Annotated in this window: 8 protein-coding genes; 4 read left to right on the top strand and 4 right to left on the bottom strand. The window is 66.2% G+C overall.

All coding sequences use genetic code 11. The annotated features are described in order from the left end of the window. The first annotated feature begins 16 nt into the window (after nucleotides 1-16). The 3 genes from AC3WTE_RS19375 to AC3WTE_RS19365 all read left to right on the top strand — a co-directional run bounded on the left by AC3WTE_RS19375 (nucleotide 17) and on the right by AC3WTE_RS19365 (nucleotide 3067). Nucleotides 17-370: an XRE family transcriptional regulator gene (locus AC3WTE_RS19375; protein WP_492440042.1), complete on the top strand. Its 354-nt coding sequence runs from the start codon at nucleotides 17-19 to the stop codon at nucleotides 368-370. Between the two features lie 55 nt (nucleotides 371-425). Next, complete coding sequence (locus tag AC3WTE_RS19370; protein WP_492440040.1) at nucleotides 426-1160, top strand: hypothetical protein; 735 nt, start codon at nucleotides 426-428, stop codon at nucleotides 1158-1160. A 167-nt stretch (nucleotides 1161-1327) separates the two neighbouring features. Further along, nucleotides 1328-3067 (top strand): AMP-binding protein, encoded by a 1740-nt coding sequence (locus AC3WTE_RS19365; RefSeq protein WP_492440038.1) that lies wholly within the window; start codon nucleotides 1328-1330, stop codon nucleotides 3065-3067. A 173-nt stretch (nucleotides 3068-3240) separates the two neighbouring features. Here AC3WTE_RS19365 and AC3WTE_RS19360 read toward each other — a convergent pair whose 3' ends face one another. Continuing rightward, the gene (locus AC3WTE_RS19360) at nucleotides 3241-6438 is read right to left on the bottom strand and encodes an MMPL/RND family transporter (RefSeq protein ID WP_492440037.1); all 3198 of its coding nucleotides are present in this window, start codon (nucleotides 6436-6438) and stop codon (nucleotides 3241-3243) included. Between the two features lie 219 nt (nucleotides 6439-6657). Between AC3WTE_RS19360 and AC3WTE_RS19355 the strand changes: the two genes are divergently transcribed. Next, nucleotides 6658-7896, top strand: a complete 1239-nt coding sequence (locus AC3WTE_RS19355) for a glycosyltransferase (RefSeq protein ID WP_492440035.1) — start codon at nucleotides 6658-6660, stop codon at nucleotides 7894-7896. A 28-nt stretch (nucleotides 7897-7924) separates the two neighbouring features. Here the strand turns inward: AC3WTE_RS19355 and AC3WTE_RS19350 are convergent, their stop codons facing one another. The 3 genes from AC3WTE_RS19350 to AC3WTE_RS19340 are packed head-to-tail and all read right to left on the bottom strand — an operon-like array spanning nucleotide 7925 to nucleotide 12261. Next, entirely contained in the window at nucleotides 7925-9337 is a 1413-nt protein-coding gene (locus tag AC3WTE_RS19350; RefSeq protein ID WP_492440033.1) for a condensation domain-containing protein, read from the bottom strand. 41 nt (nucleotides 9338-9378) lie between these two features. Beyond that, nucleotides 9379-10788: a hypothetical protein gene (locus AC3WTE_RS19345; RefSeq protein ID WP_492440032.1), complete on the bottom strand. Its 1410-nt coding sequence runs from the start codon at nucleotides 10786-10788 to the stop codon at nucleotides 9379-9381. Between the two features lie 3 nt (nucleotides 10789-10791). After that, complete coding sequence (locus AC3WTE_RS19340; RefSeq protein WP_492440030.1) at nucleotides 10792-12261, bottom strand: condensation domain-containing protein; 1470 nt, start codon at nucleotides 12259-12261, stop codon at nucleotides 10792-10794. Nucleotides 12262-12284 lie beyond the last annotated feature (23 nt).

The following is a 12284-nucleotide window of genomic DNA, read 5'->3' as shown; positions in this document are numbered from 1 at the left end:
GGTCTATCGTGACAGGGTGCCCCGTACAGACCAGAACGGCAGACAGCTCAAAGCACTGCTCGACTACATCTTCGACGGCGACGTCGAGGCGAGGGAGATCTACGGTGCGCTCGGCACGTCGAGCAGCACGTACTACCGGCGGATCAAAGAGGCCGACTATCCCAACGCCGAGGAGCTGCGGCTGGTGGCCGATCACTTCCGGTTGAGCTACCCCGATCTGCAAGTCCGGTTCGGCTTGATGAGCCATGACGAAGTCATCAACTACATCCAGTCGGCACCGCTCGCGGTTGCCACAGCGGCGCCTGCGGTACCCACACGCGCCACAAAGTTGTCGGAAATGACGCGACGTGCTGATGCACCGCCGCTGTGACCAGTAGAGTCTGAGCGGCACCAGCGCTGACAAGAGCTTTCAGAAGGCTTCCACCATGGCTCTCACATTTCTCATCACGATCACTCTCGCCTGCATGGCGTGGAGTCTGTGGATCCGTCGTGTCACCTGGTCCTGCCGCTGGGAAGTGGCGGCGACTCTCAACATCGCACTCCAGGCCGCGGCCGTCGCCCTGATGTCCCCGATGGCCGCCGACACCCTGGGCCGGGCCATCCACTCATTGACCGGCGTCTGGAACCTGCCGGCCTACCTGGGCCATGACTGCTACATCGTGGCCGCCTCGGCCATCGTCTACAACGCCATCGGCCGCCTCGCCGACGACGCCGCCATGCAGAAGATGTTCACGCAGTACATCGAGCGGCCCGCCACCCTGTGCATCCCGGTGCTGTTGGCGCTGTTCTCCATGAGCGTCGCCGGCCGCGAATACTCCCCCGACCTGTTCACCATGCCGACCGACGGCTGGCTGGCCGCGTACTGGATCGTGCTCTGCGGCACCCTGGCCTACCTGCTGGTGTTCGGTGGGCGCGCCCTGCTGGCGCTGCGCAAGAACGAAGATTCGCGACGCATCGCCAACATCTACCTGTTCGCCACCGGCAGCGGCATCATGGCCTGTGCCACCCGCATTCTGACGTCGCTGATTCCCGAGCTGCAGCCCCTCGAAGACGGCAAGTTCGTGTGGGTGTTCTCCTGCATGTGTGGCGGCGTCTTCGCCCTCGCCTCCGCGCACTCGTGGCTGATCAAGACCAGGTGGTTCTCGAAGGCAGCTCGCTGAGCCTCCACCACCGACCGTCGGCGACCCGTCAGCAAAAAGCCTGATACGTCAAAATCAGCGGTAATGCCCTACGCTGCTATCCGGCACCCGGTGTCAGTTTGACGGTAGTCAACCGTCACCGACGGCACCCGGCCCTTCACCCCCCGCCCGAACATCCCGAGGAGGAAGTGTCCGTGATCGAGTCGTCTCTGCCGGCCGTCCTGCGCGAACGCGCCAGCCTGCAACCCAACGACCTGGCCTTCACGTTCATGGACTACGACACCGACCCCGATGGTGTGGCCAAGACCCTGACGTGGGCTCAGCTGTACCAGCAGAGCGTCGCCGTCGCCCACGAACTGCGCCAGCACGGTGAGATCGGTGACCGCGTAGTGATCGTGGCCCCACAGTGCCTCGAATACGTCGTCGGATTCCTCGGCGCACTCGAGGCCGGCATGATCGCGGTCCCGCTGACCCAACCGATCATGGGCCACCACGACGAGCGCGTCATCTCCGTCATGAAGGACGCGCAGCCCGTCGTCGCTCTCACCACCGCGGCCAGCAAGGACGCCGTCGCGCAGTACGCGACCCCGAACGACGACGGCCGCAGCCCCGTCGTGCTCGCCGTCGACGAGTTGGATCTGGAGACCCGCCGTAAGCCGTTCTCCCGCCGCGAGGTTCGCCCGGAGACCGCCTACCTGCAGTACACGTCGGGCTCGACCCGCACGGCCGCCGGCGTGATGGTGTCGCACCGCAACGTCTCGGCCAACTACGAGCAGATGATCGCGGTCTTCTTCTCGGAGTGGGGCAAGGTGGCGCCGCCGGGGACCACCGTGGTGACCTGGCTGCCGCTGTACCACGACATGGGCCTGCTGCTCGGTGTGTGCACGCCCATCCTCGGCGGTTGGCACACCGTGATGACGAGCCCCATCTCGTTCCTCGTCAAGCCCGCCCGCTGGATCCAGCTCATGGGCAGCCACAAGAACGTCATCACCGCCGCGCCGAACTTCGCCTTCGACCTGGCGGCCGCCCGGACCACCGACGAGGACATGGCCGGTAAGGACCTGAGCACCGTCCTGACGGTGTTCAGCGGCGCCGAGCGCGTGCAGCCCACCACCATCAAGCGCTACATCCAGCGCTTCGCCAAGTTCGGTCTGCCGGGCAAGGCCATCCGGCCCAGCTACGGCCTCGCCGAGGCCACCCTCTACGTGGCTTCTCGTGAGTCCGGTGAGCCGCCGACGGTCGTCGAATTCGATACCGAGAAGCTGGCCGACGGCATCGTCGAGCGCGTCGAGTCGGGCAGCCCGCTGGTGAGCTACGGCTTCTCGCCCTCTCCCCTGGTCCGCATCGTCGACCCGGAGACCCGCCGCGAGGCGGCCGACGGCACCGTCGGCGAGATCTGGACGCACGGTGAGAACGTGTGCGCCGGGTACTGGAACAAGCCCGAGGAAACCGAGAAGACCTTCCGCGGCGTGCTCGTGGATGCCCCTGAGGGCACCCCGTCGGACACCTGGCTGCGCACCGGCGATCTCGGCTTCATCTCCGAGGGCTCGCTGTTCATCATCGGCCGGATCAAGGACCTGCTGATCATCCGCGGCCGCAACCTGTACCCCGACGACATCGAGGCCACCGTCAGCGCGGTCTCGGGCGGTCGTACCGCGGCCGTCGGCTTCGAGGAGGACGGTGTCGAGCAGTTCGCCGTCGTCATCGAGATGAAGAAGCGCGGCGAGACCGAGGACGAGGTCCGCGAGAACCTGGCACAGGTCAAGCACGACATCACCTCCGCCATCTCGCAGGTGCACGGTGTGAATGCCGCCGACCTGGTGCTGGTCGGCCGGGGCTCGATCCCCATCACCACGAGCGGCAAGATTCGCCGGCAGGCCTGCACGGAGCTGTACCGGAAGGGTGAGCTGGCGCGACTCGACGCCTGACGACGATATGACTAGGGCCGCAACGTCATTGACGTTGCGGCCCTAGTCGTATCGGGGACGCCCGTACGACGGCCTCACAGGGCCCGGGCAGTGCGTTCGGCGCACGGCCGGACAAGAGGTCGGGACGAAGCGGCGACGATCGGCCGGGCCCGGCGCAATGACGCGGTGGCGGCTCAGCCGAAGAAGCCGCGGTGCTGTACTGCCCCGGCGGCCTCGAAGGCCGTCGTCATCTGGCAGGCATCACACGTCGCCGCGTAGCCACACTCCGGGCAGGGCTCGACCTCGTCGGACTCACGGCGGGCCTGACGCTCGGCCCGCAACCGCTCGGTGGCGGCGAGGGCCGCGGCCGCCTCGGCCTCTTCGCGCCTGCGGCGCGGCGACTTGGACGGCCACCAGTTGGCGTCGCCGAGCAAAGCCGCGGTCGCCGGCACCGTCACCGTACGGACGATGAAGGTGTCCAGCAGCAGACCGACACCGATGATGAAGCCGAGCTGCACGGCGCCCAGGATGCTACTGACCGTCATGGCGAGCATCGATGCCGCGAAGATCAGACCGGCAGAGGTGATCACACCGCCGGTTGCGGAAACCGTCTTGACGATCGCAGAGCGCACGCCCCACTTCGCCTCGTCACGTATTCGCGATATCAGCAGGAGGTTGTAGTCGGCACCGACCGCCACCAACACCAGGAATGCGATACCCGGCACGCTCCAGGAGATGTCGTAGCCCAAGATGAACTGGAAGAACACCACACCGATACCCAGCGCCGAGCCATACGACAGCACCACCGACAGCACCAGGTAGAGCGGCGCCACGATGGACCGCAGCAGCTGCACCAGGATCAGGAATACCACGATCAGCGTGACGATCACGATGTACTGGATGTCGCTGTTGTAGTAGTCGCGGATGTCACGGTTCACCGCGGACAGACCGACCATCGATACCTTCGCGTCGGACAGCGACGTGTTGGGCAGTGCCGTCTGGGCAGCCTTGACGATCGCGTTGGTCTGGTCCATGGCTTCTGTGCCGAACGGGTTCAGTGCGGTCTGCACCAGGTAGCGCACGGTGTGCCCGTCCGGGGACACGAACAGGGTCGCGGCCTTCTCGAACTCGTTCCGGCTCAGAATCTCGGGCGGCACGTAGAAACCGGCCATCTGCGGGGTGTTGGCGTCACGGCGCATACCGAGCAGGAACGACGAAGCCTGGTTCAGGCCACCGCCCATCCCCCGGACCTGGTCGACCAACAGCTTCACACCGTCGGCGAGCTGCTTGCTCGAATCGGCGAGCAGGTTGACGCCGTCGACCGCCTGTTGCAGACGCTTCTCGAGGTCCGCGGTGTCGTACAGCCGCAGCTGCTTCAACAGGGCCGTGATGCTCTCGATGTTGGTGCCCATGCCGCGGACCTTGTCGTCCATGCCCGGGTCGCTCTTGTACTGCTGCAGCATGTGGCCGAGGTTGATGACCTTCTGGACCGTCTCGGGATCGTTGCCGTCGTTGACGTTCTGCAGACCGATCTTCAGGTCGTTGCACGCCGGGTAGTAATTGCAGAACGGCGTCGCGTTCAGCGTCTCGAGGGCTTTTCCGGACCACTTGTAGACGTCGCCGACCCGGACCAGCTGACCGCCGACCGCATCGCCCAGCGAGGTCATCTGGGACACCATCTTGGCCGACTTGTCCAGATCGTCCAGCGTCTTCGAACCGCCGTACTGCTTCTGCAGCGCCGCCATCTGGGTCAGCATGGACCGCACCGGGCCGATACCCCCGAGCACCTGCGTGCGGATCTGGTTCAGCGCGTCGGCGAGCTGGTATTCGCCGTCGACCAGCTTCTGCAGCATGGCGTCATTACTGTTGATGAGGTTCGAGGCGTCCTTGAGCTTGCTGCCGACCTCACCGGCCTGATACGTGGCCTTCGCCTGCTCCAGCACGTCGCCCGTGGGCCGGGTGATGCCACGGACCGCGTCGATGTGCGGCAACTGCGCGATGCGCTGTGCCATCTGCTCCATGTCGGCGAGCGACTTCGGGGCGCGAAGGTCGCGCGGCGACTGGATCAGCACGAACTGCTGCATGGTGGAGCTGACCGGGAAATGCTTGTTCAGTGCCTCGTATGCGACGTTGCTCGCCGCGCTGGGGTCCAGGTCCTTGCGGTTGTCATAGTTGTAGCGGACCAGCGTCGCGCAGCCGGCGAGTGCAAGCAGCACGGCGAGGCTGGTGGCCAGATGTGTCACCGGGCGGCGCACGATGTTGACGCCGGAACGGCGCCAGAACTTGCCGGTCATGTCCTTGCGCGGCTTGATCCAGCCACGCCGTCCGACGAGGACGATCAGGGCCGGCAGCATCGTGACCGACGCGAAGAAACCGACCAGCACGGTCACCGCCAGCGCCGGGCCGATGGTGGCGAACACCCCGAGGGTGGCGAACGACAGCGCCAGGAAGGTGATCGCGACGGTGCCGGCGGAGCCGGCGATGACTTCGCCGATCGAGGTCAGGGCAGAGACCAGCGCCTGATCACTGGTAACTCCCTGTCTGATGAACTCCTGATATCGGCTGAACAGGAATATGGCGTAGTCGGTCCCGGCGCCCATCATCATGCCGGTCATCAGCACCAGCGTCTGCGGTCCGACCGCGAGCCCCATCAGGCCCAGACCTGCCACCAGCTGCTGCGCGACGATCAGCGAGACGCCGATGGTGACAAGCGGCAGCAGCATCGCCACCAGACTCCGGTAGACGATGATCAGGATCGAGAAGACGAGGACGGCGGTGGCCGTCTCGATCATGTGCTGATCGCGGGCACCGATTTCGTTGATGTCCTGAAACGTGGCCGATGCGCCCACGATGTTCAGCGTCAGGTCACTGCCCTTGACCACCTCTTGGATGGTCTGCTGAGCATTGCTGAAGGCCAGCTGGCCGGGTCCGGTACCCATACTGCCGACCAGGCTGACCGGCAGCTGCATCGCCTTGCCGTCCTTGCTGACCATCACCTGGCGCAGCTCGGGAATGTGGATGAAGTCCTGCGTCGACCTGACGTTGGTCTTGTCGGCGTTCAGCTTGTCGACGAGGCGGCGGTAGACCTCTTCGTCGTCCTTGCTGATGCCATGCTCGTCCGTCAGCAGGATGACCGCGACGTTGCCGGCGTCGGCCTCGCGGAACGCGTTCTTCATCGTGTTGCTGGCAACCAGCGTCGGCGCGTCGTCCGGCAGGAATGGTGGCGGGCGCCGGCCGGCGACGTCGATCAACGTCGGAAGCGCGAGAAACAGGATGGCCGCCAGCCCGACCCAGGCGGCCAGGACCGCGACGGGACGCCGCACCACGTACTTGCCGAGTGCGGCGAAACCCGCATGTGCCAAAGCACCGCTTGGCCTGGCACGTTTCAGCATCCCCGACAGGCTACACGCCGCAAACGGATCAGATGCACCGACCGGCAGTGCAACATAGATGCCGCCGCAGAGCCGCAAACTCGAGGCCATGCTGTAATCGGGTGTGCCACTGATGAAGTCACCCAACCCACTCGCCGCCTACGGGTGCCGGACGTCCTCGTTGCCATTGGTGTCTCAGCAATGCGGACAGCAGCGGCAGACCGATATGATTGACGTCCTGTGAAGTTTGCTATCGCCATCCATGGCACGCGCGGAGACATCGAGCCCAGCGGTGCCGTGGCCAGAGAACTGCTACGTCGCGGCCACGAAGTCCGCATGGCCGTGCCGCCGAATCTGGTGTCATTCGTCGCTTCGGCGGGACTTCCGATGCCCGCCAGCTACGGCGTGGATTCTCAGCAGCAACTGGATGCGGACATCTTTCGCGACCATCTGAGCATCAAGAACCCGGTGAGTGTGGTCCGCGAACTCAGGGACTACATGACACAGGGCTGGCAGGACATGAACGCCACCCTCACCGACGTCGCCGCCGGCGCGGATCTGCTCCTTGCCGGGACCACGTATCAAGAGGTGGCCGCCAACGTTGCCGAGCATTTCGACATCCCGCTGGCCGCCCTGCACTACTTCCCGTTCCGCCCCAACAGCCAGGTGCTGCCGGTGCCGCTGCCGCTGCCGCTGATCCGCCGCGGCTTCGCGGTCGGCGAATGGTTCCACTGGCGCATGCTGAAGGAAGCCGAGGACATCCAGCGGCGCACCCTGGGCCTGCCGCCGGCGACGGTACGGGCGGTCCGCCGCATCGAAGACCGTGGCGCCCTGGAGATCCAGGCCTACGACGAGGTGCTGTTCCCGGGGCTGGCGGCCGAATACGGCGATGCCAAGCCCCTGGTGGGATCGATGTCGATGGAACTGCAGACCGACACGGATGCGGACGTGATGGACTGGATCGCGGCCGGCAAGCCACCCATCTACTTCGGGTTCGGCAGCATGCCGGTGGAGTCCCCCGCCGCCGCGGTGGCGATGATCGACACGGTGTGCGCCGAACTCGGCGAGCGGGCCCTGATCAGCTCGGGCGTCTGGGACCTGCCGAACACGGCGCTGGGCGATCACGTGAAACTGGTGGGCGCGGTCAACCATGCCGCGGTGTTCCCACTGTGCCGGGCGCTGGTCCACCACGGCGGCGCCGGCACCACGGCAGCAGGGCTACGTGCCGGCGTGCCGACGGTCGTGCTGTGGGTCAGCGCCGACCAGCCGGTGTGGGCCGGGCAGATCAAGAAGCTGGGGCTCGGGGCGTCACGCCGCTTTTCGAAGACCACGCCGGCAGCACTGAAAGCCGCGCTGCGCACGGCGCTGCAGCCGGAATGCGCGGATCGGGTCCGTGCCGCCGCGGCCCGCATGACGAAACCCGCGGACAGCGTGGCGCGCACCGCGGATCTGTTGGAGAAGGCCGCCCAGGCCCGCTGAGCGCCTGGGCGGAAACGCCCGGTAAGCGCTAGTAGATGGTCAACGGCGTGAGATCGAACTCGTCGAGCGTCTGCTTGACGAGTTCGCGCAGCATGGCACGGCTGTTCTCGGCCCCCACCTGGTAGCCGACGATGCCGAGGTTCACCCGCCCGTTGTACCGGCCGGACGCGACCACCAGCAGGCCGCCCGGCCGCTCGATATCGGACCTCTTGACCTTCTGCTCGACACCCCAGCAGTTCAGGAAGGTCGCCTGGTTGACGCCGTCGGGCCGGCACATCAGGTCGGGCAGCTCCGCGAAGTTGGAGCATGTCACCGGCATGTCACCAAGCACGAGGTCGGCCGTCTTGTTCACCGCGCGCAGCGGAATGAACGGCGTCAGCGGCAGCAGGATGAACGACTCGTCGGGCTGATCCTTGGCCGTGCTGAGCGAGGCCCGTAGCGACGCCCGCAGGTCCGTCAGGTCCTTGGCGACGTGGGTCGGGTCGACCGTGAGGTTGGCGAACGCCATGGCGTTGGCGCGGGTGTCATCCATCGAGGTCCGGTCGTTGACCGCGACCATGAGCGAAATGTTGTTGTCGTGCTTGCGGTGTCGTTCCATGCGGACACCCAGCCGGGACGCGAACGCCGCGGCCAGCGAGTAGGTGTTGCCACCGAGAGCTTCGCATTTCGCATCCCACTGCTCGACGTCGATGTGGGTGCCCGCGAAAGGCATCAGTACATACTCATCGGCGGCGCTGGCGGTCACCGCAGGCCGGGTGTCCCCGGAAGTGCGAATCTCGTGACGTCTGCGGTGGAGCATCTTCGCGGCGGCCACCACGGTCCGGCGGACCTCGGGGAAATCGCGCCGGGCCTGACGCAGATCGGCGCGGATGCCCTGCCAACGGGTGCGGGAGCCCGGCTGCGCGTATCCCAGATCGCGGCCCTGGCCCAGCACAGACTCCATGATGGCGGCCACCGCCCCGGTGCCGTCGATCAGGCAGTGCGACAGCGCCAGCGCCACAGCCGTCGAACCGTCGCTGAACGACTGGACACCCAGGTGCCAGCCCGGGCCGTGTTCCGGATCGATCGGGATCTGCGACCGCTCTTCGAGCCAATTGGTCAATTCCGAACGCGGACGCGGGGTTTCGGCGATGTCGAGGGGCCGCTCGAGGGCCGGAGCGGCAACCCACCGGGCCCGGCCGAACGGCAACGGCGAGCGCTCGATGCGGCGGGCCGCGAGGCTGCGTCCGAAGTTCGCATGGAACCGGCGCAGTCCGTCGAGATCAACGGGCCCTTCGTAGAACCACATGGCCAGCATGACCTGGACCCGGCCACTGGCCCGGTACGACAGAAACGTCGCCTCGTCCATGTAGTCCAGACGGTCCTGCGGACGGTCCAGCTCCTGGGGCAGCTTGGCGAACCGGCGACGACCGGACCGCTTTGACCGGGTATCAGTGGACAAGATAGACCTGGCCCTTCACTTTTCGATTGTCTGAAGCGGGATTACTCGTAGACGGCAGAAAGGCCGAACTCGGCCAGCGTCTCTTCTACGTACGCGCGCAGCGTGGCCTTGGTGTTCTCGGCGCCCGGCTGGTAACCGATCACCGCCATCGACACCCGTCCGATCATCTGCATGGAGATGACCGTCAAAATGCCATTGCGGTGTTCCAGCACCCCGCGGGGAACCTGGCCGTCCACACCGCGCGCCATGACGTATTCGGCCGGGGTCCCGTCGACGCGAGCCAGGTCGTCCGGTAGCACCCCGAGGTTCGAGCAGAACACCGGCAGCTCACCGAAGCCGACCGCGATGTCAGCGGCCTGTGTGACGGCGCGTTTGGGGATGAACGGCGTGAGCGGCAGCAGCTCCAACTTCTCGTCGGGCTCCTCGCGCATCTTCCGCAGGGCTTCCTTGATGATCGCCCGGGTTTCCGTCAGATCCTCGGTGACGCCCTTCGGATTCACCCGGGCATCACCGATCAGTACCGCGTTGGCCCGGGTGTCCTCCAGCGTGCGGTCGTTGATCGGCACGACCAGCGGCACCACACCTTCGGCCTCGCTGAACCGCCCCATCCGCTCGGACAACCGGGCGGCGAAACCGGCGATCAACGCATAGCTGTTTCCGCCGAGTGCTTTCGCCCGGGCTTCGAATTCAGCAGCGTCGATGAACGCAAAGATTGCCGGCACCACCAGGTTTTCCTTGGCACTGGCCGAATCCAGGTGGGCCGCCGGCGACTTTCCGGAGCGGCGCAGCTCGCTGCGCTTCTGATAAGCCTGCTTCGCCGCCGACTTCATCGAACGGCCGAGTTCGGGCAGATCACGGAAGGTCTGGCGCAGGTCGGCGCGCACAGCACCCCATCGAGACCGCGAACGTGGCTGCGGCAGACCGAGATTGCGCCGCTGGCCCGTCACCGACTCGAACACCGTCAGCATGGCGCCGCCGCCGTCGGCGATGCAGTGCGAACCGACGAGGCTGACCACGGTGGCACCGTCGTCGAGCGGTTGCACACCCATGTGCCACGTCGGCCCGAACTCCGGGTCGACCGGGATCTGTGCGTGCTCGTCCAGAAAGTCGCCGAGTTCCGACCGGGGGCGCACGGTCTCGTACATCCGGATCGGCGCCGGTGGCCCGAGCGCCGACACCCAGCGGTGCCGGCCGAACGGCAGGACCGACGGTTCGATCTGGCGCCCGCCGAGACCGTGGCCGAAGTTGTAGTGGAACCGGCGCAAACCGTCCAGGTCCACCGGGTGTTCGTAGACCCAGCCGAACTGCATGACCGCGGCCTGTCCGGTGGCCCGCAGGCCCAGGAACATCGCCTGGTCGACATAGTCGAGCACGCGGCTCTGGTCGTCGCCGCCAACAGCGCGCCAGCGGCGCAACAAAGGCACACGCGACGGGCGCGTGGGGGTCGTCACAGGTCAGCCCTTCACAGCTCGAATCAGTTCGCTGCGGCAACCGTTGTGGCGCAAGGCATCCGAACGGCCGGCACTCGAACCACCGTCGGCGACGCGCAGGTACACGGCACGCATCGCGTGCAGATACTTGTCCACCGATTCGCGGGCGATCGGGTTGTCCGGGTAAGCGATGGTGACCGAAGTTTCCTTCTCGGAACGGTTCACCCAGATGCCGATCTGGTACGCCGAGCGGGCATCGCTGTACACCCGGCCGTTGAGCCGCTCCCACTCGTTCATGATCGCCGGGGACAGCGGTGGCAGGTTGGTGTCCAGATACGACACCATCGGCACGCCCGGGTCCGCCTTGCGGATCGACGCCACCTTGCCCTCGGCGAGTTCCAGCACCCGCTCGAACGGGACATGCGCCAGGTCCATGCCGGCGTCGAACGCCTTCTGCATGGCGCGGGCAGTGTCACCGAACGAATCCGGAGATACCGGGACGCTGATCGGCACGACGCCGGTGAACCAGCCTGTGGTCATGAACTCGGCCGGAGTGCGGCGCGTAGTGGTCGGGGTGATGATGTTGTAGACCGGCCGGCCGGTGAGCTCGTGCTCGGCCAGTGCCGCGCAAGCGATCACGCCGCCGATCACGCGGGCGCCCGCGGACAGGCAGGCCGACTCGAACCGCTCCGACTGGTGCTTGTCCATCAACCGGACGGTGAGCATCTCGCCACCGCACGGCACCGTCGGGTCACCGAGGGGCAGCGGGAAGCACGGCAGCGTGCCGTCGTTGGCCTCGGCGAACTTGATCCAGTCCTTGACCTCTGGGGACTCCAGCGTCAGCGACGCGGTGAACTCCGCCTGCTTGACGCAGTAGTCGTCGTAGCTGCCGGCGTCGGCCAGCGGAATGGGCGGAGCGCCACTGACCAGGGCCGCGTACATGAGGTGGATCTCGACCAGCACCAGTCCCATCAGCAGTGCATCGGTGTGCACGTGGTCGATGCTGAAGTAGAACGTGAAGTGGTCGTCGCGCTGGATGATGCCGAAGTGGAAGCAGTCCCACTGCAGCGGGTCGGGCGTCGCGAGCACGTGGTCACGCCACTGCTGCGCGTTCATCTCGCCGTGCTCGGTGGGCACCAGCTTGATGTCCCGCGGGCTCTTCGCCGTCCGGCGCACCACCGAGTCGTCGTCGAGCAGCTCGAACCAGCTGTGGAACGTGTCGTGCCGGCGCACGTACGCGTTGATGACGTGCGTCATCGCCCGGACGTCGCACTTACCCGGCATGTCCCACGCGGCGATGTTCAACCGCGCCATGTCGGTGCCGTTGCGCTCGTGCGAACGGAACGCGCGGATGTGCTGGCTCTGCTGGTAGCTCACCGGCACCGAACTGACCGGCGCATTGCGCAGCTTGGCGAGCGACGCAGAGGAAGGGTTCCAGGAGGTCAGAACACCCGAGGAACCCATCCAGTCATGGATGGTCCTAATCGCAACCATGTTCACTCTCCTGTGCTTCGGTG

This window comes from Mycobacterium sp. FW102-FHT13B02 (assembly GCF_058790275.1).
Note: the sequence above shows the minus strand (reverse complement) of the source record. Positions and strands in the feature narration are given on the sequence as shown.